Annotated in this window: 26 protein-coding genes; 2 read left to right on the top strand and 24 right to left on the bottom strand. The window is 37.2% G+C overall.

Annotated features, from left to right (window positions below):
• Nucleotides 1-57 precede the first annotated feature (57 nt).
• From deoC to gpr, 13 genes are all read right to left on the bottom strand, one after another.
• Nucleotides 58-729: a deoxyribose-phosphate aldolase gene (gene deoC, locus D1B32_RS08860; protein WP_118889124.1), complete on the bottom strand. Its 672-nt coding sequence runs from the start codon at nt 727-729 to the stop codon at nt 58-60.
• A gap of 23 nt (nt 730-752) precedes the next feature.
• Complete coding sequence (mtaB, locus tag D1B32_RS08855) at nt 753-2108, bottom strand: tRNA (N(6)-L-threonylcarbamoyladenosine(37)-C(2))-methylthiotransferase MtaB (protein ID WP_095307050.1); 1356 nt, start codon at nt 2106-2108, stop codon at nt 753-755.
• Entirely contained in the window at nt 2096-2866 is a 771-nt protein-coding gene (locus tag D1B32_RS08850) for a 16S rRNA (uracil(1498)-N(3))-methyltransferase (protein WP_118889123.1), read from the bottom strand. Before D1B32_RS08850 ends, mtaB begins: the two co-directional genes overlap by 13 nt.
• Before the next feature lie 31 nt (nt 2867-2897).
• Entirely contained in the window at nt 2898-3836 is a 939-nt protein-coding gene (gene prmA, locus D1B32_RS08845) for a 50S ribosomal protein L11 methyltransferase (protein WP_118889122.1), read from the bottom strand.
• A 113-nt stretch (nt 3837-3949) separates the two neighbouring features.
• The gene (gene dnaJ / locus D1B32_RS08840) at nt 3950-5077 is read right to left on the bottom strand and encodes a molecular chaperone DnaJ (RefSeq protein WP_095307054.1); all 1128 of its coding nucleotides are present in this window, start codon (nt 5075-5077) and stop codon (nt 3950-3952) included.
• A gap of 148 nt (nt 5078-5225) precedes the next feature.
• Nucleotides 5226-7058: a molecular chaperone DnaK gene (gene dnaK / locus D1B32_RS08835; protein ID WP_095307055.1), complete on the bottom strand. Its 1833-nt coding sequence runs from the start codon at nt 7056-7058 to the stop codon at nt 5226-5228.
• 33 nt (nt 7059-7091) lie between these two features.
• Nucleotides 7092-7670 (bottom strand): nucleotide exchange factor GrpE, encoded by a 579-nt coding sequence (gene grpE, locus D1B32_RS08830; RefSeq protein ID WP_240033758.1) that lies wholly within the window; start codon nt 7668-7670, stop codon nt 7092-7094.
• 203 nt (nt 7671-7873) lie between these two features.
• Nucleotides 7874-8914: a heat-inducible transcriptional repressor HrcA gene (gene hrcA / locus D1B32_RS08825; protein ID WP_095307057.1), complete on the bottom strand. Its 1041-nt coding sequence runs from the start codon at nt 8912-8914 to the stop codon at nt 7874-7876.
• A 435-nt stretch (nt 8915-9349) separates the two neighbouring features.
• Nucleotides 9350-10516, bottom strand: a complete 1167-nt coding sequence (gene hemW, locus D1B32_RS08820; protein WP_118889120.1) for a radical SAM family heme chaperone HemW — start codon at nt 10514-10516, stop codon at nt 9350-9352.
• A 96-nt stretch (nt 10517-10612) separates the two neighbouring features.
• A complete protein-coding gene (gene lepA / locus D1B32_RS08815; protein WP_095307060.1) occupies nt 10613-12421 on the bottom strand; it encodes a translation elongation factor 4 in 1809 nt (602 codons plus the stop codon).
• 233 nt (nt 12422-12654) lie between these two features.
• Nucleotides 12655-12966: a hypothetical protein gene (locus tag D1B32_RS08810; protein WP_118889119.1), complete on the bottom strand. Its 312-nt coding sequence runs from the start codon at nt 12964-12966 to the stop codon at nt 12655-12657.
• A gap of 12 nt (nt 12967-12978) precedes the next feature.
• Nucleotides 12979-14154 (bottom strand): stage II sporulation protein P, encoded by a 1176-nt coding sequence (gene spoIIP, locus D1B32_RS08805; protein ID WP_118889118.1) that lies wholly within the window; start codon nt 14152-14154, stop codon nt 12979-12981.
• A gap of 128 nt (nt 14155-14282) precedes the next feature.
• Complete coding sequence (gpr, locus tag D1B32_RS08800) at nt 14283-15377, bottom strand: GPR endopeptidase (RefSeq protein ID WP_095307066.1); 1095 nt, start codon at nt 15375-15377, stop codon at nt 14283-14285.
• Between the two features lie 241 nt (nt 15378-15618).
• On the opposite strand from gpr, the gene rpsT reads away from it, so the two are divergent.
• Nucleotides 15619-15879: a 30S ribosomal protein S20 gene (rpsT, locus tag D1B32_RS08795; protein ID WP_095307068.1), complete on the top strand. Its 261-nt coding sequence runs from the start codon at nt 15619-15621 to the stop codon at nt 15877-15879.
• Between the two features lie 141 nt (nt 15880-16020).
• Here the strand turns inward: rpsT and holA are convergent, their stop codons facing one another.
• On the bottom strand, nt 16021-17043 hold the full coding sequence (gene holA / locus D1B32_RS08790; protein WP_095307070.1) for a DNA polymerase III subunit delta: 1023 nt from the start codon (nt 17041-17043) through the stop codon (nt 16021-16023).
• A 322-nt stretch (nt 17044-17365) separates the two neighbouring features.
• Here holA and D1B32_RS08785 point away from each other — a divergent pair, with 322 nt between their 5' ends.
• Entirely contained in the window at nt 17366-17497 is a 132-nt protein-coding gene (locus D1B32_RS08785; RefSeq protein ID WP_095307072.1) for a YqzM family protein, read from the top strand.
• Between the two features lie 80 nt (nt 17498-17577).
• Here the strand turns inward: D1B32_RS08785 and D1B32_RS08780 are convergent, their stop codons facing one another.
• From D1B32_RS08780 to yqeH, 10 genes are all read right to left on the bottom strand, one after another.
• Complete coding sequence (locus D1B32_RS08780; protein ID WP_095307074.1) at nt 17578-19890, bottom strand: DNA internalization-related competence protein ComEC/Rec2; 2313 nt, start codon at nt 19888-19890, stop codon at nt 17578-17580.
• A gap of 107 nt (nt 19891-19997) precedes the next feature.
• Nucleotides 19998-20561, bottom strand: a complete 564-nt coding sequence (locus D1B32_RS08775) for a ComE operon protein 2 (RefSeq protein WP_095307075.1) — start codon at nt 20559-20561, stop codon at nt 19998-20000.
• Between the two features lie 237 nt (nt 20562-20798).
• Nucleotides 20799-21395: a helix-hairpin-helix domain-containing protein gene (locus D1B32_RS08770; protein WP_118889117.1), complete on the bottom strand. Its 597-nt coding sequence runs from the start codon at nt 21393-21395 to the stop codon at nt 20799-20801.
• 127 nt (nt 21396-21522) lie between these two features.
• The gene (locus D1B32_RS08765) at nt 21523-22275 is read right to left on the bottom strand and encodes a class I SAM-dependent DNA methyltransferase (RefSeq protein ID WP_095307077.1); all 753 of its coding nucleotides are present in this window, start codon (nt 22273-22275) and stop codon (nt 21523-21525) included.
• Nucleotides 22276-22277: 2 nt separating this feature from the next.
• Nucleotides 22278-22634, bottom strand: a complete 357-nt coding sequence (gene rsfS, locus D1B32_RS08760; RefSeq protein ID WP_095307078.1) for a ribosome silencing factor — start codon at nt 22632-22634, stop codon at nt 22278-22280.
• The gene (gene yqeK, locus D1B32_RS08755; RefSeq protein ID WP_095307079.1) at nt 22624-23211 is read right to left on the bottom strand and encodes a bis(5'-nucleosyl)-tetraphosphatase (symmetrical) YqeK; all 588 of its coding nucleotides are present in this window, start codon (nt 23209-23211) and stop codon (nt 22624-22626) included. Before yqeK ends, rsfS begins: the two co-directional genes overlap by 11 nt.
• On the bottom strand, nt 23189-23767 hold the full coding sequence (locus D1B32_RS08750) for a nicotinate-nucleotide adenylyltransferase (RefSeq protein WP_095307080.1): 579 nt from the start codon (nt 23765-23767) through the stop codon (nt 23189-23191). Before D1B32_RS08750 ends, yqeK begins: the two co-directional genes overlap by 23 nt.
• A gap of 57 nt (nt 23768-23824) precedes the next feature.
• Complete coding sequence (gene yhbY / locus D1B32_RS08745) at nt 23825-24115, bottom strand: ribosome assembly RNA-binding protein YhbY (protein WP_095307081.1); 291 nt, start codon at nt 24113-24115, stop codon at nt 23825-23827.
• Between the two features lie 5 nt (nt 24116-24120).
• The gene (aroE, locus tag D1B32_RS08740) at nt 24121-24966 is read right to left on the bottom strand and encodes a shikimate dehydrogenase (RefSeq protein ID WP_095307083.1); all 846 of its coding nucleotides are present in this window, start codon (nt 24964-24966) and stop codon (nt 24121-24123) included.
• Nucleotides 24967-24984: 18 nt separating this feature from the next.
• Nucleotides 24985-26085, bottom strand: a complete 1101-nt coding sequence (gene yqeH / locus D1B32_RS08735) for a ribosome biogenesis GTPase YqeH (RefSeq protein ID WP_095307084.1) — start codon at nt 26083-26085, stop codon at nt 24985-24987.
• Between the last annotated feature and the right edge of the window lies 1 nt (nt 26086).

Genomic DNA, 26086 nt, shown 5'->3' with positions numbered 1-26086 from the left:
ACGATTATTTAACTAATTATACTAGTAAATACTTCTTTTATTACTAATTTTGCTGAATTAATAATCGTCAGTGCCTGTAATTCCATTGATAATATCGACTCCAGCACTAGCACCAATGCGGGTTGCACCTGCTTCAATCATTGCGTTCATTCCTTCTAAATCACGAACACCGCCAGATGCTTTAACCCCCATTTCGGCACCAACTGTCTCGCGCATCAGTTGAACATCTTCAACCGTTGCACCGCCACTTGCAAAGCCTGTAGAAGTTTTAACAAAATCAGCACCTGCTTCTTTTGCTAATTGACAAGCACGAACTTTCTCATCATCAGTTAACAAAGCTGTTTCAATGATTACTTTTGTTAAAGCTTTCCCTTTAGCCGCATTCACAACAGCTTGAATATCAGCTTTTACAAGATCGTCATTCCCAGACTTTAATTCTCCAACATTAATGACCATATCCACTTCTGTTGCACCGTCTTTGATTGCTTGTTCTGTTTCAAAAGCTTTAACAGTCGTTGAATTAGCTCCCAGTGGAAAACCAATTACAGTACAAACCTTTACTGTTGTTTCTTTTAAGTTCTCAAAGCAATAAGCAACCCAATGCGGATTGACACATACAGATGCAAAATCGTACTCCTTCGCTTCTTCAACCAATTTCTTTATTTGTTCCTTCGTTGTATCCGGCTTTAATTGTGTATGATCAATATATTTAGCTAATTTATTACTCACCTTAAACTTCCTTTCTAAATACGTTATTGATTAACTATCTTTTCACCAGCATGTGTTGCATGTTCCATAACCCTAACAAATGTACCTTCATTATATGGATATCCAGATTTCGTGATTTTCACACGAACAATCTTGCCAATCATGTCTGCAGTGCCTTCAAATTGCACTTTCATATAATTATCTGTATAACCTACAAGCAATTCAGGGTGGTTCTCGTCCAGGATACGCTCTTCCGGAATAACTTCGAGAACTTCATTCTCATACCCGGAAGCATATTCTTTCGCTAATTGGTCAGACAATGAAATAAGGCGGTGAACACGCTCTTCTTTCACTTCATCATCTACTTGATTATCCATACGTGCAGCTGGGGTACCAGTTCTTCTTGAAAACGGGAATACATGAAGCTCTGAATAACCAATCTCTTTTATAAAATTGTACGTTTCCATAAATTCTTCTTCCGTTTCGCCTGGGAATCCAACAATAACATCTGATGTAATTGCCAAGCCAGGTAACGCTTTTCGAATTTTACTTACCTTCTCTTTATAGAAAGCTGTTGAGTATTTTCTGCGCATTCTTGCTAAAACAGAATCAGAGCCAGCTTGTAATGGAATGTGTAAATGCCTGACAATTTTCTCTGATTTATCCAATACATCAATCACTTCGTCTGTAATTTGACTTGCCTCAATGGAAGAAATACGAATCCGTTTCAATCCTTCTACTTGTTCCAATTCCCTAAGAAGCATTGCAAAGTTATAATCCTTCATATCTTCACCATAACCTGCCGTATGGATACCAGTGAGGACAAGCTCTTTATAACCAGCTTCCACTAATTTCTCTGCTTGTCTGATTACATTCTCAGGTTCTCTTGAACGGAGTAATCCACGTGACCATGGGATAATGCAAAATGTACAGAAATTATTACAGCCTTCTTGAATTTTCAAGGATGCTCGGGTACGGTCTGTAAAAACAGGTACATCCATTTCTTCAAACACACGGTTTTTCATAATGTTAGAAACACCATTAACCGGTTCTTTCGTTTCTTGATGTTCTTCAATATACGTAAAGATATTTTTTCTTTCCTGTGTTCCTACTACAACGTCGACACCAGGAATTTCCATAATCTCACCTGGTGAAGTTTGAGCATAGCAGCCCGTTACACAAACAACTGCATTCGGGTTTTTCCGAATTGCTCTTCGTATTACTTGTCTGCTCTTTTTATCTCCGGAATTGGTAACTGTACAGGTATTAATAACATAGACATCTGAATCGTGATCAAAATCAACACGTTCATAGCCCTTTTCCATAAACATCCGCCAAATTCCTTCTGTTTCATAATGGTTCACTTTACAGCCTAATGTATGAAATGCTACTGTTGGCATTCCGAACACCTCATTTCTTCAAAATGATACGATATGCTTGCGAGCGCATAAAGCGCGGCAGTCTCTGTTCTTAAAATCCTAGGACCTAGCCGAACGGGAAGAAAATCGTTTTCTTTTAGTATGTTTACCTCTTTCTCAGAAAACCCACCTTCTGGACCGATACAAACTAGAATGTTTTGTCCAGCTTCAAATCTATTAACTATATTACCAAAAGTATTAGGGTTCGAAACCCTTGCCTCTTCCTCATATGCAAAAAGTTTCACATGATAGTTTTTGCTTTCTTCAATCAACATCTCAATCGACATTGGTTTTTTCATATGAGGAACTATATTACGATGACTTTGCTCACTTGCCTCTTTAATGATTTTTTCAAATCGTTGTTGCTTTTTTTCTGCCTTCTTTTGATCCCAAATTGCTATCGAGCGTTTAGCTTGAAATGGAATAAATGCATACGCACCAAGCTCCGTTCCTTTTTGCAGGACTAAATCAAATTTATCGCCTTTAGGGATACCTTGAGCAATTGTAACATTAATTGGTAATTCTGCATTTTCGTCAAGCCAAGTTTCAATTGTAGCTTGAATTTCATCACTTGTTACTTGTGAAATCTGACAGAGGGCAGCCTTACCATATTCGCTATTACAAATAATTTTATCCCCAATATTATATCGCATGACACGGGTAATATGATGAACATCATCACCTGTAATTCGAATTAGCTTGTCTTGAAAATGAGAAGATGGAACGAAATATCTTTGCATTTGCACACCCACTTCATGTATGTCACTTTTTTTATTTTTTTCTAGCTACAATGGAAATCCAATCTTCCATCTCATTTACAGCTATAATTTCGAAACCTTGTTCCGTAAGTTTATCTTTGACGAGTTGCTTCTTATTCTGAATAATTCCTGATGTTATAAATAATCCATCACTTACAAGATTATCCCATGCATCGTCCACAAAACGAACGATAATTTCTGCCAGTATATTGGAAACAATGACATTTACTTGTTTGTTTACGTGGTCAAGTAAATTATTCTGAGCAACAACAATCTGGTTATCAAGCCCATTTAGCTTTGCATTTTGCTGTGTACTTTTTACAGCTATTTCATCCAGGTCATATGCATAGACTTCTTTTGCGCCAAGCTTTGCAGCAGCAATACTAAGTACACCCGAGCCACAACCAACATCGATAACTGCATCATCACTTGTTAAATAGGTTTCTAACGCCTGCATGCTTAGCACTGTTGTAGGATGTGTGCCCGTACCGAAAGCCATGCCAGGATCTAGTTCAATAATGATTTCATCACTGGAAACTGGTGTATACTCTTCCCACGTTGGTGTTATGGTTATTTTTTGGGAAACCTTCACAGGTTTATAATATTTTTTCCACGCAGTTGCCCACTCTTCCTCATTAACCTCGCTTAAGGAAACATGGTTTTTGCCTAGATCGATATCATAAATCAATAAATTATTGATGGCTTGTTTTATTTGTTCCACCGTTTCACCGAGAAAGCTATTCATCGGTAAATAAGCCTTGATTCGCACACCTTCTTCAGGATATGCATTTGGATCTAAATCATAAATTTCTCCATAAACATTATCACGTACTTTTATTAAATCCTGCGGGTCTTCAATGACTAATCCACTTGCACCCGTTTCATGTAAAATATTAGAAATCGGCTCAATTGCTTCATTTGTCGTATGAATACAAACTTCAGACCATTTCATTATATTATTCACCCATTTCATTGGATAGTGACTCTCTTGGATATATACTGTGCTTCTTATCCTTCAAGATGCTCACCTGAAAATTATGTAGACGATGCTGCTGAACAGCATCGTTAATCACCTTTAAACGCTTTTTTAAAACGTTGGAAAATATTTTCGTCCTGTTCATCAGTAGATTCATTTCCACCAATTTCATTGAACTCACGAAGCAGTTCTTTTTGTCTATCAGTCAATTGTGTAGGAGTCATTACCTTCACTTTAATATGCTGATCTCCCTGACCACGTCCACGTACATTCGGTGCACCTTTCCCTTTAAGACGGAAGGTTTTCCCGGTTTGAGTTCCAGCAGGCACTTTCAGTTTTACTTTTCCGTGTACAGTAGGAACTTCGACTTCATCACCTAATGCTGCTTGGGTAATAGTTAATGGCAATTCACAGAAAATATGATCTCCTTCACGTATAAAGAAGTCATGTGGTCTAATCTGAACGACAACATACAAATCACCAGCAGGTCCACCGTTTTTACCTGGCTCACCTTTTCCAGTTACGCGAATTTGTTGACCTTCATCAATACCAGCAGGAATGTTGATATGAATTTTTTTGTTCTTTTTCACGCTTCCAGTTCCACCGCATGTATTACATTTATCTGGAATGATACTACCAGTTCCATTACAGTAATGACATACTCTACGGTTAACAACACGACCGAATGGCGTGTTCTGTTCTTGATTCAATTGACCAGATCCATTACAGTGTGAACATGTTTTCTTGCTTGTGCCTGGCTTAGCACCAGAACCGTTACATGTATCACATTCTTCTTCACTAGGGATTGTAATATCTGTTTCTTTCCCAAAAATTGCTTCTTCAAAATCTAATACCATCGTATATTGCAAATCTGCTCCTTGTTGTGGTGCATTTGGATCACGTGTACGACCACCGCCACCGAAGAACATATCAAATATATCGCCAAAGCCACCGAAGTCTTGTGCTCCACCGCCAAAACCACCAAAGCCCTGACCACTAGCTCCAGCATGACCAAATTGATCATATTGTGCACGTTTCTGATCGTCACCTAATACTTCATATGCTTCTTTAGCTTCTTTAAATTTATCGGCAGCATCGTCTGCTTTATTCACATCTGGGTGATATTTCCTTGCCAATTTCCGATACGATTTTTTAATTTCTTCTTTTGAAGCGCCTTTTTCGACTCCAAGTACATCATAATAATCTCGCTTGCTCAACCTTCTTCACTCTCCCGACACACTATAGCATAGGTTTTATCATATCATCAATGATTGCTTTATAGCAAATCATGATTTTCTTTAAAAAAGTCAAAGTCAAGAGAATCCTGACTTTGACTTTTGGTTAGGTCTATCCTTTATTCATTACTTACTTTTTTTCGTTGTCATCTTCAACTTCAGAGTAGTCTGCATCAACAACATCATCACTTGAATCATTTGCTTCCTGACCTTGCTGAGCTTGTGAATCTTGTTGCATTTGCTCATACAATTTTACGGATAGCTGTTGTACATGTTCTTGTAATGCTTCTTTCTTCTCTTTAATTTGATCGATATCATTCGCTTCAATTGCAGCTTTTAGTTCTTCTTTTGCTGACTCTGCTTTTTGCTTATCCTCTTCAGAAACTTTATCTCCAAGATCTTTAATTGTTTTATCTGTAGTAAAGATTAATTGGTCTGCTTCATTGCGTAATTCTACTTCTTCACGACGCTTTTTATCAGCTTCTGCATTTTCTTCAGCGTCCTGTACCATTTTTTCTACTTCTTCATCTGAAAGACCTGAAGATGATTTAATTGTAATAGATTGTTCTTTATTCGTACCCATATCTTTTGCACGAACATTAACGATACCATTTGCATCAATATCAAAGGAAACTTCAATTTGCGGAATTCCTCTTGGTGCTGGCGGGATATCCGTTAATTGGAAACGTCCTAATGTTTTATTATCTGCAGCCATTTCTCGTTCCCCTTGAAGAACGTGGATATCAACAGCTGTTTGATTATCAGCAGCAGTTGAGAACACTTGAGAATGACTTGTAGGAATTGTTGTATTACGCTCAATTAATTTTGTAAATACAGATCCCATTGTTTCAATACCTAATGAAAGTGGTGTAACGTCTAGTAGGACAACGTCTTTTACGTCACCTTGCAATACTCCACCTTGAATTGCAGCACCTAATGCTACAACCTCATCTGGGTTAACTCCTTTAGATGGATCTTTACCAATTTCCTTTTTAATAGCTTCTTGAACAGCTGGGATACGAGTTGAACCGCCAACAAGGATTACTTTATGAATTTCATTTGTTGATAACCCTGCATCTGATAGTGCTTTACGAGTTGGAATCATTGTGCGTTCAACGAGATCAGAAGATAATTCTTCAAACTTTGCACGTGTTAAATTCATTTCCAAGTGCAACGGTCCTGCTTCACCAGCTGTGATAAATGGTAATGAAATTTGTGTTTGAGATACACCAGAAAGATCTTTTTTCGCTTTCTCTGCAGCATCTTTCAAACGTTGCGTAGCCATTTTATCCTTCGACAAGTCAATTCCGTTTTCTTTTCTAAATTCTTCTACCATATAGTTAATGATAACATCATCAAAGTCATCTCCACCTAGGCGGTTATCCCCTGCAGTTGAAATTACTTCAAATGTACCGTCACCAATATCTAGAATGGATACGTCAAATGTACCACCACCAAGGTCATACACTAAAATTGTTTGGTCTTGATCATCTTTATCAATACCATATGCTAAGGCTGCTGCAGTCGGTTCGTTAATAATACGCTCAACTTCTAATCCAGCAATTTTACCTGCGTCTTTAGTTGCTTGACGCTCAGCATCATTAAAATAAGCTGGAACAGTAATTACCGCTTTATCAACCTTTTCACCAATATAATCCTCTGCATAAGATTTAATATATTGTAGAATAATAGCTGAAATTTCTTGAGGTGTATATTCTTTATCTTCAATTTTAACTTTGTAATCTGTTCCCATATGACGTTTAATGGACTGAATTGTATTTGGGTTTGTAATTGCTTGACGTTTTGCAACTTCCCCCACTTGTCTTTCACCATTTTTAAATGCAACAACAGATGGAGCTGTACGGTTCCCCTCCGGATTCGGAATAACTACCGCTTCGCCGCCTTCCATCACTGCTACACATGAATTCGTTGTTCCTAAGTCAATACCAATAATTTTACTCATAATTACAATATCCTCCTTAAACTACCTATCCGATTATTTATTCACTTTAACCATTGCTGGACGGATTACGCGATCTTTGAGCAGATATCCTTTTTGTAATTCTTCTACAACAGTATTCGATTCGATTTCTTCATCTTCGATTTGCATTACTGCGTGATGTAAAGTAGGATCAAAAGCTTTTCCTTCTGTTTCAATCACTTCAACACCTTGTGACTTTAATGCATCTTGAAATTGACGATATACCATCGTAATTCCATCAAAAAGACTTGCGTTTGCTTCCGTAACTTCTACTTGTAGAGCTCTTTCAAAATTATCTAGAGCAGGAAGCAGTTCATTGATTAAATCTTGTGATTTATATTTACGTTCTGCTTCTTTCTCTTTTTGCGAGCGTTTTTTGAAATTATCATATTCAGCCTGTAAGCGAAGCAATCGGTTGAATACTTCATCCTTTTCCGCTTTCAGTGCCTCATTCTCTGTTTTTAGCTCTTCCGTGCTAGCTGAATCAGTTTCGGTTGATTCCGTTGTCTCTTGATTGGCAGAATCAATCACTTCAACTTCATCATTGGTGATGGATCTCTCATCTGTTATTGTATCTTTATTTTGATCTTCCACCAATGCCACCTCCATATTAAAAAATTCTTAGAAAAATTACATTCGCCAAGGCTTTCAGCAAATGACTTCACCTGTGCATTGTCAATAGAAAAGTATTACTTTCCTATTTGCCAAGTAAGACTATATCATGAATAGCATTTTAATGAAACTATATTGGTTACTGAACTAGCATAGATGCTAAGACCTAAGATTAATTGATTCATTTATGCATCATCATTTTTGTACCACATGTACAATGCGTCTGTCATTTCATTTGATAAGCCTCTTAGTAGAGTGATGACTTTTCTATACTCCATTCTCGTAGGACCAAGTAATGCAATAGTTCCCATATGGTCCCCTTCCATGTGATAAGAAGCAGTTATCAAACTTAAGTCCTTAATTGCTTCTACTTCGTTCTCATTACCAATCGTTACTTCAATACCACTTTTCGTGTTTTTGAGTAAATTAGCTATCTCGTCTTCTTTTTCCATCATGTTAAAGAATGAGCGAATTTTATCAACATCGTTGAATTCAGGTTGCATCAATATATTGGATTTACCTCCAATATATAGTTTGACAGGATGTTCACTCAAGAAAACAGATTTCAAATAGTCAAACGATGTATCAAAATCATCAATATACATCTTCATCAGTTGAGCAACCTCTGTTGCTAATTTCTCTTGCAATTGAACAATCGGCACTCCCTTAAGGCTATCATTCATTATATTTACCATTTTCTCTAGATCCGAAGCACGGACCTTTTCAGGTATTGAAAATGAACGGTGCTCCACATGTCCTGTATTTGTAACCAGAATAGCTACAGCGGTATGCGCTGAAAGCGGAAGAATTTGGATTTGTTTCAGTTTCGTTTCAAACATTTCTGGACCGAGAATAATCGATGTATAGCTCGTAAGCTTCGATAGAACCTCTGCAGACATTTGCACGATTTGTTCAAATTCAAAAAAGCCATCGTCGATAATATTTTTAATAATCGTTACTTCATTTGGGCTCGGACTTATAATCGGACCAATCAAATGGTCTACATAATAACGGTAGCCTTTCTCTGATGGAACTCTCCCGGAAGATGTATGAGTTTTTTCCAAGAAACCCAGTTCTTCTAAATCAGCCATCTCATTTCTAATCGTTGCTGCACTATATGGAAGGTTTTCTTTTTTAGAAAGTGCTCGTGACCCGATTGGATGCGCTGAATCAATGAAATCATCAATTATGACTTGTAAAATTGTAAGTTGCCTCTCTGTTAGCATGATGATCACTCCTGTTAGCACTCTATGTACCCGAGTGCTAATACTACTATAAAATTATCAAATGACTATTTTTTTGTCAATTAGAACGTCTTAATGCGTGTTCAAAAAGTAGGATGAAAAAGACCGAGGTCGTCTAAAGTCGCAATGTCATGGGGCTGCGATTACTCGCCCCTAGAAAAGCCTTGTTGCGATGCCGACACTAGCACGTCCTGTGCGTCGCAGTTCGAGGCAGTGTAGCTTTGAGCAGACGATCTTGCACGCAGGAAAAAGTGATTTTCTTTTCCAAGGAGCAGAACGTATGCAGTTAATACGTGCGGAACGGACTTGCACAGGATGTGTGACTTCGACATTCGACAAAGGGCGTGTCGATACTCAGTCGAAGGTCTACTGATTTCGATTTTTGTCATTTTCACCGTTTTTTTTGAAAAACCTCTCTTAGGAGATTGTTTCTATTGTAGGATCTCTGTCCAGCAGGAATTTTTCAAAGACGCGATTGCCAAGAAGCATCCCTTGTTCTGTTAACCGAATCGATTGAACATCCTCGTAAATCAAACCATTATTCAGTAGATTTTCAAGCTCTTTTTTATATAACCGTTCTATTTCGATTCCAAACCGCTCTTGAAAATGTTTCTTGTCAATACCGTTTATTTTTCGAAGTCCTAGAAACATTTCTTCTTCAATTCTTTCTTTTATGCTAACCTTATCTACTTGCAATATTGGTTTTCCATCTGCAAATGCTTTTTTTACATAAGCTGGCAGTGGGCGAATGTTTGTAACTCGTTTTCCAGGTAAATAACCATGTGCCCCAGCACCAAAACCGTAATAATAATCGTTATTCCAGTAGGTTAGATTATGTTTGCTTTCAAATCCCGGCAAAGAAAAGTTGCTTACCTCATATTGATGAATACCCTTCGATTTCATCGTACGCTTTAATATTTCATACATCATTACCTCATCGTCTTCCGGCGGACGATGGAGCTGTCCTTTTTTATGCTTTTGATAAAAAATAGTTTTTGGTTCAATTTGCAAAGCATACGTGGAATAATGTGGCAGCCCAAAAGAAAGGGCTTCATCCAACGAAGCTTGGAATTGCTCAACCGTTTGATTTGGTAGAGCATATATCAAATCAAGGCTCACATTTGCAAAATCACGCTGCTTCAGTAGATGCACTGTATCATAAACATCCTTCACACGATGCACACGACCAAGCTGTTCAAGCATCCTATCATCCATTACTTGTACACCAAATGATATTCGAGTGATACCATAGTCCTTTAATAATTTGGTTTTATCCGCATCAATATCGCCTGGATTTATTTCAATCGAAACCTCTTCAAAACTTGAAAAATCAAATTTTTTATTTAAAAATCGAAATAAAGTGTGTAATTGTTTCATCGTCAAGGCTGTTGGTGTACCACCACCGATGTACATTGTTCTCATCTTGTGCTTGTCGCCTGGCAAAACAGTATCTATTTCTTGAAATAAAGCCTCTAGGTATTCTGTAGCTAGTTCCTCATTATAGAAAAACTTTACAAAATCACAGTAATGACAAATTTGTCTGCAAAATGGAATATGAATATAAACCGATTGTATGGATTCCATAAATTGTTCAACTCCCGTAAACGAAAAAGTCAAAAAGGAAAACCATCCCACAGAAAAGCTGTGTTCAAGTTCTCCCATAAGACACAATTCTATTAATTAATCGTCGCCCATTTGAAGTACAGCCATGAATGCTTCTTGCGGCACTTCCACAGATCCAACCATCTTCATTCGTTTCTTACCTTCTTTTTGTTTCTCAAGTAATTTACGTTTACGTGAAATATCTCCACCATATAACTTGGCTGTTACATCCTTACGTACCGCTTTAATCGTCGAACGTGCAACAATTTTATTTCCAATTGCTGCTTGGACAGGAACCTCAAACTGCTGCCTCGGTATTAGCTCTTTCATTTTATCGACGATTTGTTTTCCACGATCATAAGAGAAATCACGATGGACGATAAATGATAATGCATCAATTGTATCACCATTAAGTAGAATATCCATTTTCACAAGCTGGGAAGGCTGATAGCCAATTAGTTCATAATCAAATGAAGCATATCCCTTTGTATGCGATTTTAACTGATCGAAGAAATCATAAACGATTTCAGAAAGCGGGATATGATAAATAACATTCACACGAATATCGTCTAAATACTGCATATCAATAAACTGCCCACGTTTCTTCTGAGCAATTTCCATTACTGCACCAACATAATCATTCGGTACCATTATGGTCGCTTTTACATACGGTTCCCGAATTTCCTGGATCACTTGTGGATCTGGCATTTTGGATGGGTTATCGACCGTTGTAACTTCACCATTCGTCTTTTCTACTTCAAAAATAACACTTGGTGCAGTTGTTATGAGATTAATATTAAATTCTCGTTCAATTCGTTCCTGAATAATTTCCATATGCAACAAGCCAAGGAAACCGCAACGGAAACCAAATCCTAGTGCCTGAGAAGTTTCCGGTTCATATTGCAAGGAAGAATCATTCAATTCCAATCTCTCTAATGCTTCTCGTAAATCGTTATAGTCATTTGAGTCAACTGGATATAGCCCACAGAACACCATAGGATTTAACTTTCGATAACCCGGTAGTGCTTCATCAGCTGGTCTATTCGCAAGTGTTATTGTATCTCCTACCTGTGTATCTCCAACGTTTTTTATCGATGCTGTTATATAGCCTACATCTCCGACAGTTAGTTCATTCTTAGCAAGTGCTTTTGGGGTAAATACACCAACTTCGTTTACTTCAAACTGTTTTCCAGATGACATCATTTGAATTTTATCTCCGACTTTAATCGTTCCTTCTTTAACACATACATAGGAAATAGCCCCACGATAGGAATCATATAAAGAATCGAATATCAATGCTTTTAATGGTGCTTCTGAGTCACCAGCAGGCTCTGGCACAACTTCTGTAATTCTTTCTAATATATCTTCAATTCCAATATTCGCTTTTGCTGAAGCAAGAATTACTTCATCGCCATCAATACCAAGCACATCTTCTAATTCCTTTTTAACACGTTCTGGATCTGCACTTGGCAAATCAATCTTATTAATGACAGGAATTATCTCTAATTCATTTTCCAATGCCAAATAAACATTAGCTAAGGTCTGAGCCTCAATCCCCTGCGCGGCGTCCACGATAAGGATAGCTCCCTCACAAGCAGCAAGACTTCTGGAAACCTCATATGTAAAATCGACATGTCCAGGCGTATCAATTAAATGAAAGATAAATTCCTCTCCACTTTTGCTCGTATATGACAATTGAACAGCATTAAGCTTAATAGTAATTCCACGTTCACGTTCTAAATCCATTCCATCCAGTAGCTGTTCCTTCATTTCACGTTTTGTAACAGTTTGTGTATTTTCTAAAATTCGATCTGCTAAAGTTGATTTCCCATGGTCAATATGAGCTATAATCGAAAAATTACGTACTTTTCGTTGTTTTTTCACCATTCGTGTTGCTCACTCCTACAATACTTTCAATCCACTATCCGGGTGAAAGTTTCAAAATAAAAGCCAATAAATACTAGGTTGATTATAGCAATAGAGGCTGTTATATTCAAGAACAAACGCATAAACGGCCAGATTTATATCAATCTGAATGAGATGCAGTACGATTACATCCCTATGGATGATTTCCAATACGTTTTGATAAACCACCGATATCATCACTTAATCTTTATAACCTAGAAAAATAATTGAGCAGTTTGATATAACACTTGCATTAATAGTTCAAAAAAGCCTTTAACCCCAGCCCCTAATATAGATGCGGCATTTTGAGTATATTGCACAGCAGTGTCCTTGCCCGCATCAGCCATCGGTTGACTTACTGGTATCGTAACTGTTTCAGCAGTAGATGCTTGCTCCTCTGTATCTTCTATTACTTCAACAACAGCGTCGTTTTCCTCTGCTGTTTGGGGTGCTTCTTTGTTCATCCCATATACTATCCCTGATAGAAAGAAAACTGCGAGTAAAAGTAGAATTAAAATAAATCGCATTGACCGTACCTCCTATGGATTTGCTTGTACTGCTTCTGCATCCCAATAATAATCACTAAATACATCTGCAACTGCATCTGCCGCTCGGTATAATTCATCTAAATTATTGTCAACACCGCCAAATTCAATTAGAACCGCATTATCTGAGAGATCTTGATTATAAATGCCGTCAACACCTGAACCTTCTTTCTGGACAACACCTCTACTTATGCCTGGATACTTTTCTTCAATCAAGTCATGTAACTCAGAAGCTATTTTGATGTTTTTCTCATGTTCAGGGTGTTCCATTCCAACAACAAACATAATTCTGGCATACGATTCACCATTTATCTCTTTTGTTGTCACATCTTTACGAGCTGAGTCCCGGTGCAAATCAAATACAAATTGGATTTCATCATTCATTGCTATTGCCTCTTCTACATATTCTCGAGAGGCATCATAAGCTTGCGAGCGCTTCATACCTTTATCATTAAGTACTTTGTCAATATCCGTATCTTCTACCTCAGCCCCAATCCCTTTTGCCTCAAGAGCTTTGGCGAGATGGTCACTTACCTTTGTAATATTCACCTCACCATGGAAAGCGAGATCTGGATCTGTAACGTCTGGTAAATGTGGTAAGAATGATTCACGTGTATGTGTGTTATAAATATAAACCACTTTTCTACCATCTGTTGTTTGGGTTTTATTTTCACTACCTTCTTTATCCTCTTCTTTTTGATCCTTCTCCTCATTCGGTTCATCGATTAAAGCCTCACGGTCTCTCAAAACTTCTTCAAGAGGTGGTGACGATTCAAAAGGCAGGTTTGTATAGTTTGTTCCTTCACCAGCAATTAATATTTGCCTATCATAGATAGAAAATCCAGGAATTTCATTTCCCAATAAACTTCTTGGATCATCTGGCTTTAAATTTGTTGCAACTTGAAAGAGCACACTTGAAAGCTTAGGTAGTTGGCGATCCTCCGGAAATGCTTGTTTAAAAGCCCGATTTTCCATACTTAGCAAGTTATAAAATACAAAACCATCAATATCTCTTGTCCATTCTGTTAATAGACTGGATGAGAAACGGTATGCCGGCTGTGCAGTTGTTAAAATTCCTATACTGATAAATAGGATAAGGATACTAATAAGATAAAGACCACTTTTCCTATATATGCTATGCCCATTTCGATTTAGGTGATTGTTTTTCATAAAAATACATGATCCCACCTTCCTGACAGTTAACTCTTGTTTTAAATCTATGAGTTAAATGTGGAAGGTAGAACCATGTTTCTAAAAAATAGAGCCAATTAATAGAGTAATCGGCCCCCCTTTTTAATTCATCGACTGTATGAAGCAAAATTATCGACGTTCACATTTTCATGAAGGGCAGCATTTAAACCATTAGCAATGACATTCGCCATGTCAATCATAAACCCATCAACTTCTTTTGGCGTAACCATCAAATTATGCCCTATAGGTGTTAATACCTCTGAAATAAGCTTTCGTTTCTCATCTTCAGAAAGTCCACCAACCATCCCCAAAACGGTTTGACGCTGCTCATCATTCGGCAAATCAGCTTCTGTTAACTTCTTCCCGCCGAATGCCATCCCCGCCGGTGCTAGAGATTTAGACGGATTATCTTTCTCATTCCATTCACGTCCAAAGTGTTTTAATAGAAAATCGATTGTATCACTAGTAATTGTTACAGCATCAACAACCGTTGGTACACCAATTGCTAAAACCGGTACACCCAATGTTTCCTTGCTTATTTCCTTTCTTTTATTTCCAACACCTGATCCAGGATGAATTCCAGTATCGGAAAGCTGTATGGTTTCATTCACCCGCTCAATTGATCTGGAAGCAAGCGCATCAATTGCAATAACAAAATCAGGTTGATACTTATCCGTAATTCCAAAAATAATATCACTTGTTTCAATACCTGTAACTCCCATTACTCCAGGGGTTACAGCTGCGACTTCACGATACCCTTCAGCTACTGTCTCCTGCTGAAGTTTAAATAAATGACTTGTAACAAGTATTTTTTCAACAGCCATTGGTCCTAAAGCATCTGGTGTAACATTCCAATTTCCAAGACCAACAATTAATCCAGTGGCATCGGTCGGTATATTATTGCGAACAAGCAGTTGCTCAATCTCCTTAGCAAGTACTTTGGCAGCAGCTTCTTGTCTAGCTGTATCCTGTTTTTTAACACCATCAGCATAAATCGTTACATAATTTCCTGGTTTTTTCCCAAGCAATTTTGCTCCTGTTTCATCAATATCAACGTAAGATATTTTTATATCGGCCTCGTGTCTTTCTTTAAACGTAACACCTTTTAACTCACTTTCTTTTTCCACTGTCTCTGTATACATATCCCTAGCTTCAACCGCTAAATCCGTCCGTACCTGGAACACCTTATTTTCATCAGCCATTAGCTTGTCTTCCTTTCATTCAATACTTACAATACTTATCAGTAATAGAATGAACCATTGACAAAAAAACATACGAAATGTTCCATGTTCTAACAATTTTATTGAAAACATCCTGTTCCTTTGGTAAAATACTCTTTGTCCACATTGAAAGTTAAACGAATGTAATGATTGACTTTGATAGGATTATTGAACATTATTACGAAACGCTTAGAATTTCGTTCATTTTTAGGAGGTGAATTAAATGGCTAATATTAAATCTGCAATCAAACGTGTAACGGTTAACAATAAAAAACGTGCGAATAACGGACCACAAAAAACAGAAATGCGTTCTGAAATCCGTCGTGTAGAAAATTTAGTTGAGGCAAATGACGTGGAAAACGCAAAAGCTGCATTAAAAAATACTGTAAAACGTATTGACAAAGCTGTTCAAAAAGGACTTATCCACAAAAATGCTGGAGATCGTCAAAAATCCCGTCTTACTAAAAAAGTAAACAGCCTATAAAACGTAAAAAACGATCCTTCATGGATCGTTTTTTTAGTGGCTCAGAAAGATTAAATATGAATGCTGTTGATTTTGCTGCCGAAGCAGCCACGTCCACCTCTATCTCTACACACTGCTATTCAAGAACTTTCCTTTTTTGCACTACGAAGCCGTTTGAATTAGATCATAAAGCAGAAGTTCAAAAGCGAGGTCCTTTTCCATTTTACCTTGCTTCATTAATGCATCTGTATCTGCCAATTTCCGAATAACATCCTGAAGTTTTTGAGTAGAAAATTGTCTTTCTCTGCTTAAAGCAATTTTTACGACGTATGGATGGGCACCGATGCTTTTTTGTATTTGGGATTGTCCATAACCTTTCTGCTTCAATAGCTTGACGCGCAGTATAGTTCGAAATTGAAAAGCAAGCAGACCAATCAAGGCAATTGGTTCTTCTTTCATTTTTTCTAAATCCTTAAATATAGCAATTGCCTTATGTAAATTCCGCTCCATAACAGCATCTACCAGTCGTAATGATGAGCTGCTTGAGGTGTGTGAGACTAGGTTCTCAGCGACTTCTTTGGTAATTACACCACCCTCTCCAACATATAGAGCTAACTTCGATAATTCATTTTCCAGCAAATGAAGATTTGTAGACAATTCAGTTTCGAAAATTTCGTATGCATCTCGATCAATTGTTATTTGTAGTTGGTTTGCTAAAGTATTAATCCACTGTGATAACTCCTGCTCTTTTACTTCGTTGCAAACTGCAATTGTCGCATGCTTTTTCAATTGCTTACTGATTTTTTTCCGTTCGTCGATTTTCTCATACGGCGCCATAAGTACAAGCACAGAATACGATGCTGGTTCACTTAAGTAACGCTCTAACGGTTCTAATTTATGCTCAAATGGTAATTTACCGGGCTTGGCCTTTAAAAATTCAGGGTTGGTGGCAATGACTAGTTTTTTTTCTCCAAAAAACGGGTAGGTTTCTGCATCGGCAACAACTTCTTGAATCGGCGTTTCTTCAAGATCGTATAACGAAAGATTCTCCTCTTCTCCATTCAAGACACGTTTAATTAATTCCTGTTTTAAATTTTGCAAGAAAAACGACTCTACACCATACGCAAGATAAACAGAGGAAATTTGGTTTTTCTTTAATTGCTTGACTACTTCTATATAAGACATCTATAATCCACTCCAACTTAATATAGTTATAATGGTAAATCGGAACAGATGGAATGGCAAGAACTTTTGTTTGAATAGAGATGCCTTCATACCGAAAGCACCTCTAAATGCATCTATATAAACGCCTGATATTCAGCTCTAGAAACTGTACAGCAGACGATATTTTTACTTGTCATTAGCTTATACTGACACAGCAAAAGTATAGATGTTAAGTCTTACTAAATATGGTGATGAATAATTTTAAAAACACCTTTTTAGCATTAAGTAGATTTTTTTTATCATTTAATTTATACTAATGTTGATGACATAGGAGGGGTATATTGTGAATGAATTTGAGAAAGATGTGCAGTATAAAGGAAATGATGTAGTTGACTCCGCTCTAGGATTTGTTTTTTCATTCGTTTTCTTTTTCTTAATCTTTGCGGTCGGGGCGGCAATTAGTTTCTTCGGATAATAGCAGGCTGAACATGTAATCGTTACCTTTTACCTAAAATTTGTTGAAAGAGACTGTATCCCACAGTCTCTTTGTTCATTTTATTTGTCTTCTCCACGTAGTTTATGTAAAAACGGGAAAAATGTTCCTCCATCATCGTACTTAAATTGCACCGCGCCATGTTGATCGGTTCGTAATATTTCCACATCAAACTTTTCAAGTGTTTCTAAAACCTCTGGTGTCGGATGCCCGTAGGAATTATCTACCCCAACAGGAATGAGAGCAAATCTTGGATCAGCCGTTTCAATAAAGTCTTGATCTGTAGATGTACTGCTCCCATGATGTGCAACCTTTAATACATCCACCGACAAATTAGGATAGTTTTGTATTAACACGCTTTCTTCCGTTTTTGTAATATCACCTGTAAATAACCAGCTTACTCCACCAAATTCGGTAAATACTACAATGGAATTTTCATTTGATGATGCACGATCTTGGTCTGGGGCAAGCACATGTAATTGTTGATCGGAAACCGTAATTATATCTCCGCCCTTCACTAGAACCAATTCCGGTTTCTTTCGTATCTGCGACCATTTTTGCAACACTGATAAATCAAAATATCTACTTACAATTAATTGTTCAACTTCCATTTCTTTGAAAATAAATTCAGCGCTCCCTATATGGTCCGTATCCTCGTGTGTAAGTATAAGTGAATCGAGCTCTCTAATACCGCGAGAATAAAAGTAGGGTCGTAATATCTGCTGATAAACACTATCTGTAGGATTCATATCTTCAAAAGAAAATCGAGAACCAGCATCAATCATGATGACGCCTTTCCGATATGGCAGTTCAATTAAAAACGCGTCTCCTTGGCCTATATCGAACATTGTTACGGTTCCCTCCGAGGAAAAATACGGTCTAGCAACGATACCCATTATCAACAACGTCATTAACAAGCCTGAACGAAAGGCTTTAATCAACATCCCTCGTTCCAAATCATGCATAAACAAAAGGAACAACCCAAAATAAATAATTATCGCGATAAACGGAAATCCTGAAGTTAAAAATGGATAGTAAAGAACAGAATCGATTAAATCAATAAAAGCAATAATCATTTGATGAATAAGAAAAAATAATGAATCCAATAAATTGATAAATACATTCGGCAAAAAGCTTAACGGAACAAGTATATACATCAACGGAATAACAAAAACGGTAAAATATGGAATCACAATTAAATTAAGTATAATGGATAAAGGTTGGAAAATAGAAAAGTAATTAAATTGAATTGGAATAATAACCATTTGGGAGACGAAGCTAATTTGTAGTAATTGCCAGAAGGGAGATTTCGTTCCACCAACCCAATTCTTCGATAAAAGAATGGCAAACGTTACGAGGAAAGATAATTGAAATCCTACATGATACATAATAGTATTATCAAGAAATATGAGTAAAATAAACACAATGCTCAATATATCTGTATAACTAAAACGAAATTTAAATTTATTTAGCAGAATGAACAGCACCACCATAATCGATGCCCTCCATACAGAAGGATCTCCACCTGCTAACAGGGCATAAACAGGTAAAAAGAAAACCATAAGCCATTGCGCTTTTTCTTGTGTAAGCAGATTTAGTTTTACAAGTAAAAAATAAAACAACGCAACAATCAAACCGATATTGGAGCCAGAAATAGCGATAATATGCGATAGACTCCAACGTTGAAAAATATCCTCTGTTTCCGAATCCATCTTTGAATCATCACCAAACACAATAGCAGTTAACCATGAAGCAGTATATGCACTAAACCGACTTTCTACATGATTTAGCAGCTGTTCGCGCAGCATATAAAAACGTTCAAGAAACTTAGATCCGTCACATTCTACGTGTGTTAAATCTTCTAGTATAAGCTGGTAGGTTATGCCGCTTTTCAATAAATATTCTCGATAGTCAAACTGGGCGGGGTTTCTGCTTTTATTCGGAAGTTCCACACTGCCACTTACCATACAACTTGCGCCATACTTGAAGCTATCTAGGACTGGTTCAATCTCGGCCGTTTGTTTATTATTATCAGGAAAATAAAGAATGAGGATGTTTTGTTTTGAATGTTGCTCTTCTAGGACAAATTCCAGCTTGTCTTGTGTTAACTGGACAGGGGATACAATTTCACCAATATAATGCGCGGTCTCACTTGATAATGCTGTGGAGGATTGACTAGTCGGTGGAGGGATATAAAGTGAAAAAAAGAAGAACATGATTAATGAAATGAAAATCGGAACTTTCTTTAATCTTCCATAAAAGTATAAGTACGATATCCAAAGTAAGAAAACAATAATTATCCAATCATTTGCGAAATAAATTCTAACAATCGCTGCACCTACTGCGAGCGCAGCGAAATGCCAATATCCTTTCAATTGAAAATTCACCTATTTCCGTTTATGAAATTGTTCTTTAGGCAGAGAGCTTCTCACCTATCTAACCTGAATAGGTGAGTTAAGCTTTTTTTCTGCATTTGATTAAGCTATTTTAAAAACAGTTTTTCAGCTTGTTCTCGAAGTACATGTGCTTCCTTATCATTTCCTGCTACTGTATCTAGTTTATCCAGCACATTTTTCATCAGCTCTGCTTTTTCCTGATAGTTTGTATCTACAGCAAGATAATCAAGTTCTACTTTTTTCGTTTGAACGCCTGCCTCTTTAAATAATTGAATGGCATATTCATGATTGTGATAGTCCTCCGCATAATAAACCGTTCGGATACCACTTTGAATTAACTGCTTTGTACATTGTAGACATGGAAAATGCGTTACATAAATGTCTGCATTATCTGTTGCAACACCAAATTTTGCACATTGCAAGAGTGCATTTGCCTCTGCATGAACAGTTCGTACACAATGACCATCAATAACATAACAACCATCATCAATACAATGAACACCGCCAGATACACTTCCATTATAGCCACCTGCTATTATCCGCTTGTCGCGGACAATTGTTGCTCCCACCATTAGTCTTGTACAAGTACTACGAAGCGCAAGCAAGTGACTTTGTGCCATAAAATATTGATCCCATGAAATTCTTTCCATATGTATTCCCCTTTGCGTATTCTCCCCCTAGTGTACATTCCAAAGTGAATTTTCGTCAATTATCACAATCATAGATTAACCGGCTATAAACCCCATATCTGTACAATAAGTAAACCAAAAGACAAAAAGGTGAGGGGAAACTCCCATAAATTTCGGATTCTGAACAAAGCCTGCTGGTTTCCCTTGTAGTGCTGGCAATCAGCTGGAAAGAAAAACACCTTTATTTAAAGTTTCATTTTACGGAATTTGTATGGTGTCCTGCATGTTCTCCAATGTTTTTTGACCAATTCCTGAAACGTTTAGCAAATCTTCAATCGAATTGAATAAACCATGCTCCTCTCGGTGTTGAATAATTGCTTGTGCCTTGGCTGGACCAATTCCTGGAAGCTGTTCGATTTCCTCCTGCGTGGCCATATTTACTTTAATCTTTCCATTACTTTCAACAGAACCTGCTCCACTCTCAATCTCATCCCCAATTTTAGGCACAATAATAATCATTTCATCCTGCACTTTTTGCGCGAGGTTAATTTGACTTTGGTCAGCATCAGAAGTAAACCCTCCTGCTGTTAAAATAACATCATTCACCCTTGCATCTGGTGATACTTCATAAACCCCTGGTTTTGCAATTGCACCTTTGATATCAACAACTGCAGCTGTATTTGAGTCTTGAATTGCTTCTGCTAGCTTATCAGATGGATCTTCTGTGGATGAAACAGCTTGTAAATCTAGAATCGTTTCTTGTTCTTCGGTCGCATCACGAGTGAAAATGAGGAATAAAACAACTAAAATCGTTAAGGCAATGAAAAACGAGGATTTTTTAAGAAGGTTTAACAACCCTTTTCACATCCATTCTATAATAGTTAGTAGGAGGCGTTTCTACAGAAGATAATTCCTGTAGTTATAGATATATTCTTCATCATTTTATAAAATCCTGCTAATAAAAAAAGATCAGGAATCTCAATTATCCTGACCTTTTTTCAGCTAAAAAGAAAATTCGCTCTGAATTTTCATCTACATTATTCACTTTTGTTGAAAAATCAGCAAACAATTTAATGTTTTCAAAGCCTGACTCTTTTAATATTTTTTTGTAAAATGTTACCGGATACGTTTTTTGATGATGAAATTCATCAAAACGTTTATATGTTTCTTCTTCTAAAGCAAAGAATGTCAAATCATGAAACATCTCACCAGGATCATCTCCAGCTGAACAAAACCAAATATAAGAAGCCTCATCAGTTACCTCAGCAAATGTTTGATTCATATAATTTTTCTCTACATGAGACAAGGAGTGAACATCAAAAATGAAAAGCCCACCTTCCTTTAAGCAATTCGCTATATTATGGAAGGATTTCTGCAAATCCATTGGTTCTGTTATATAATTCATAACATCACAATAACTGATAGCTACATCATACTCGAATAAACCAGTAAGTTTCGTTAAATCCTGATGTATCCATTGTATAGAAAGATTTTTTTCCTCTGCTTTATGTGCTGCATGCGTAAGCATTTCTGTCGAATAATCTACACCAGTTATATGATAGCCACGTTCTGCTAATCTTGTTGCAATTTCTCCAGTACCACATCCAAGGTCAGCTATCCTTTCAGCTTCTTTTCCAGTTTGCTTTATCATTTCTTCTGTGAAAGAAACCCACGCATCATAAGGAGCGTTTACCATCAATTGATCATACAAGGAAGCCATTTGCTGATATGCCATGATTAGCCTTCCTGACCAAGTTGTAAGGCTACGCGAGAAGCATCTCCCCATAGACGTTCTAAATTATAATAATTCCGTTCATCCTTGTGAAAAATATGACAAACAATGTCTCCAACATCGACAAGAATCCAGCGTGCGGATTCAAATCCTTCTATTCGCTTAACTTGAATTCCATTTTCATCCATCACATCTTTGATTCCACGTGCTATTGCCTGCACCTGTCTTTCATTGTTACCATGACAGATTAAGAAATAATCCGCCACTAATGATACTTGATTCATATCTAAAGCAATAATATCTTCAGCTCGTTTATCATCGCAAGCTTCAGCAATTAAATCGATAATTTCTTTATTTTTCATATAAGGAACTACCTCCAGTAATTTGTCTTGTTAAATCATTATACGCATGAAAACTATCTGGATAAACGGTTACGTTTTTAGACATTAAATAGGTTATTGTATTTTTGGATGCCATCCAACACGCCTGTGTTAGATTCTGCTCAGCAATACCTCTAACTTTGTCTATTCCCGGAAAAGATCTGCCCGGCTCGATATAATCCGCAAGAAAAATAATCTTGTCAAGTTTGCTCATCCCAGCCTTACCCGTCGTATGGTACTGAACAGCACTTTGAATTTCCTTATCCACAATACCGAATTCCCTCTCTATCAAAATAGCCCCAACTGGTCCATGCCATAGTTCATGATGATAATCGAGAAGATCTTTTGGAAGAGTGGATTTCCTTATCCAGCGCTCCATCTCGTCAAGTGAACGGTATTTTGCATAATCATGAAGAATAGCAGCAAGCTCTGCCTTCTTTGGTGACGCTTCATAGAGATGAGCAAGCTTAACAGCAGTCTCTGCAACACGCTGCGTATGCTCAAACCTTTTCACTGTTAAATGGGGTTTTACTTTTTCAGTTGCTTCTGTTATATTCATACAAATCTTTCTCCTTAATGTAGGAAATGACAGGTTCTGGTACAATGTAATGAACCGACCGCTTCCTACGCAACCAATTTCTCAACATCGATGATGAGATATCAATCATTGGAATATCGATTTCCGTAATCGGATATTCTGTAACAAGCTGATATCCCGATCGCTTCACCCCCACAAAGCGTACAAGTGAAAATAATTCATCTACTTTATGCCAATTCGGTAAGTATTCAACCATATCTGCGCCAATAATAAAGTAAAACTCTTTTTCAGGGTGCAACTTTTGCAATTCTTTCATTGTATCTACAGTATATGATTTACCTGTACGTTCTATTTCAATTGTATTCACTTTAAAGTGAGGATTACTCTTCGTCGCTAAGTGCAGCATTTGAATACGATCCTGTGCACTTGTCTTGGATGCTGTTTTATGCGGAGGTGTATAAGTAGGGATAAACCAGACTTCCTGAAGGTCCATCGCTAACCTTACTTCCTCAGCAATCAATAAATGACCTAAATGCGGGGGGTCGAATGTTCCACCCAATATTCCAATCCGTTCCATGTCAAACTCCTCTACCGTTCATTCTTGACAAATGTTAGTAAACCGAACACTTGGATCTTATGGTAATCTTAGTTGTTTATTTTCCTTTGACTCTTTATAAAGCACAATTTGATTTCCGATGATTTGAACAATATGAGCCTCCGTCCCATCAGCAATCTGCTCAGCAACAGCGTCCTTATCTTCCATACAATTTTGTAGCACACTTACTTTAAGCAATTCTCTTTTTTCTAATGCTTCTCCTATTTGTTCAATCATATTATCATTAACACCAATTTTTCCAACCTGAAATATTGGCTTCAGATGGTGCGCTTCAGCTCGTAAAAAACGTTTTTGTTTACCTGTTAACATAAAAATTATCTTCCTTCCAAAATAGTTTGTAGTTGTAAATCCAAATCATCCATAGGTACCTTTTGGTTTGTCCAAATTTCGAAAGCATATTGTGCTTGGTACAATAGCATTGTATGCCCATAGTGTATAGCAGCGCCATTCTTTTCTGCTTCTTTGAGAAATTTTGTTTGTAGCGGCTGATAAACAATATCACTGGCAATTGCATTTTCTTTCACCTGGCTAAATGAAAGAATGGAAGTATCAACATTCGGTTTCATTCCTACGGACGTTGTTTGGATAATTAAATCATAATTTCCTATTCCCTCTTCAGCCTCTTTTAAAGATACAACTTTCGTATTACTTGATAGGGTGGCGAGCTTTGCTATTTCTTCTGCACTTGCCTTCGTTCGGTTTGCGATATCAATACAATCAAACCCAGCTCTATCCAGTGCATAGTATATTCCTCTTGCTGCTCCACCAGCACCAATCAACAAAATACGTTTTGATTTGTTCTGAAAAAAGGTAGGATATTTGCTTTCTAATGATCGCAGATATCCGATTCCATCTGTATTATAGCCAATCCATTTTCCCTCTCGATATACAACCGTATTTACAGCCCCCATTTGCTTCGCTGTATCATCAAGCATATTCAAATATGGAATGATCTCTTCTTTATATGGCACTGTAACATTAAAACCATCTACTTTTTCTTTTTTTAAGGTTAGTACATTTTCGTCAAATGATGCATCAGGACTAATCTCATGCAACGTATAAGTTCCTTTTAGATGTGTCCGCTCCAGGAATTTATTATGTATCCATGGAGACAAGGAATGCTGTATCGGATAACCAATCAGCTTTAAGCGATAATCCATCATTCTCCCTCCCCTTGATTACAACAATGACTTGCGAATTGTAACGGAAACGCCTTTCGGACTATGCGCAGCTACTGTCGTGTCACTACCTGAAATACTTACCCAGCCAAGCCCTGGAAAAACAATATCCGTTTTCTCCCCGTTCAATTTAAACGTACTCTCGGTAAGTTTTGGTAACTGCTCTAACGTGGTCTGATTCGGCGGTGATAATAATTCTCCTACATGGTTTTTATACAATTCATCTGCATTTTCTAGTTTGGTCCGGTGAATCGGAAGCTCGTTTGAGAAATAGCAAACAAAAGACTGCCGATCTCCTTTAATAAAATCAATTCGAGCCAACCCTCCAAAATAGAGTGTTTGTCCATGATTAAGCTGATATATTCTGGCTTTTATTTCTTTTTTTGGCGTAACGATTTTCAAATCTTCATCCGATAAATAGTGAGTTAATTGCTGTTTGTTGACAATCCCTGGTGTATCAATCAATGCGCTGCTATCATCCAGCGGTATTTCGATAAAACCTAATGTGGTTCCCGGGAAATAGGAAGTTGTAATGACGTCAGTATATCCGCTTGATTGTTTAATTAAACGATTAATAAAAGTAGACTTCCCAACATTGGTAGTTCCAACAATATAAACATTCTTATTTTCACGATAGGCATCGATTTGCTGCGAGAGCTCTTCAATTCCTGATCCTTTTGCAGAAGAGATTAAGAAAACATCTTTCACTTTTATTCCTATTTCTTTCGCTTCTGAACGCAGCCACTGAGTAAGCTTGTTCTGGTTCGTTGATTTGGGCAACAGATCCACTTTATTCCCTACCAATATAATTGGATTATCGCCTGTTATTCTTGGGAGGCTTTTAATTAAGCTTCCATTAACATCGAAAATATCGATCATATGAACAACAAGACCATTTGCATCTCTAATCGTGCTGACCATTTTTAGAAAATCATCATCCGTGATTGCAACATCCTGTATTTCATTGTAATGCTTTAAACGAAAGCATCTCTTACATAATACCATTTCTTTATTTAATGAGGATGCTGGTGTATAACCAATCTTTTCTGGATCAGTTGTCTGAATTTCAGCTCCGCATCCTTGACAATAAATAATTTCCAAA

Source organism: Oceanobacillus profundus, from assembly GCF_003515705.1.
GTDB lineage: Bacteria > Bacillota > Bacilli > Bacillales > Amphibacillaceae > Oceanobacillus > Oceanobacillus profundus.
Note: the sequence above shows the minus strand (reverse complement) of the source record. Positions and strands in the feature narration are given on the sequence as shown.

Bases quoted from the DNA above. Each gene is read 5' to 3' on its own strand.
- lepA (WP_095307060.1), bottom strand. From the start codon at position 12,421: ATGGTGAAAAAACAACGAAAAGTACGTAATTTTTCGATTATAGCTCAT.
- prmA (WP_118889122.1), bottom strand. From the start codon at position 3,836: ATGAAATGGTCTGAAGTTTGTATTCATACGACAAATGAAGCAATTGAG.
- dnaK (WP_095307055.1), bottom strand. From the start codon at position 7,058: ATGAGTAAAATTATTGGTATTGACTTAGGAACAACGAATTCATGTGTA.
- spoIIP (WP_118889118.1), bottom strand. From the start codon at position 14,154: ATGAAAAACAATCACCTAAATCGAAATGGGCATAGCATATATAGGAAA.
- D1B32_RS08810 (WP_118889119.1), bottom strand. From the start codon at position 12,966: ATGCGATTTATTTTAATTCTACTTTTACTCGCAGTTTTCTTTCTATCA.
- D1B32_RS08775 (WP_095307075.1), bottom strand. From the start codon at position 20,561: ATGGAAAGAATTTCATGGGATCAATATTTTATGGCACAAAGTCACTTG.
- hemW (WP_118889120.1), bottom strand. From the start codon at position 10,516: ATGGAATCCATACAATCGGTTTATATTCATATTCCATTTTGCAGACAA.
- holA (WP_095307070.1), bottom strand. From the start codon at position 17,043: ATGTCTTATATAGAAGTAGTCAAGCAATTAAAGAAAAACCAAATTTCC.
- yqeK (WP_095307079.1), bottom strand. From the start codon at position 23,211: ATGAATATAACAGAAGCAACTGAAAAAGTAAAACCCCATTTAACAGTG.
- aroE (WP_095307083.1), bottom strand. From the start codon at position 24,966: ATGGATTATCGCTTAAAGCTGATTGGTTATCCGATACAGCATTCCTTG.
- rsfS (WP_095307078.1), bottom strand. From the start codon at position 22,634: ATGAAAAATAAAGAAATTATCGATTTAATTGCTGAAGCTTGCGATGAT.
- D1B32_RS08850 (WP_118889123.1), bottom strand. From the start codon at position 2,866: ATGCAAAGATATTTCGTTCCATCTTCTCATTTTCAAGACAAGCTAATT.
- hrcA (WP_095307057.1), bottom strand. From the start codon at position 8,914: ATGCTAACAGAGAGGCAACTTACAATTTTACAAGTCATAATTGATGAT.
- D1B32_RS08765 (WP_095307077.1), bottom strand. From the start codon at position 22,275: ATGGCATATCAGCAAATGGCTTCCTTGTATGATCAATTGATGGTAAAC.
- rpsT (WP_095307068.1), top strand. From the start codon at position 15,619: ATGGCTAATATTAAATCTGCAATCAAACGTGTAACGGTTAACAATAAA.
- gpr (WP_095307066.1), bottom strand. From the start codon at position 15,377: ATGGCTGATGAAAATAAGGTGTTCCAGGTACGGACGGATTTAGCGGTT.
- yhbY (WP_095307081.1), bottom strand. From the start codon at position 24,115: ATGTTAACAGGTAAACAAAAACGTTTTTTACGAGCTGAAGCGCACCAT.
- mtaB (WP_095307050.1), bottom strand. From the start codon at position 2,108: ATGCCAACAGTAGCATTTCATACATTAGGCTGTAAAGTGAACCATTAT.
- D1B32_RS08750 (WP_095307080.1), bottom strand. From the start codon at position 23,767: ATGGAACGGATTGGAATATTGGGTGGAACATTCGACCCCCCGCATTTA.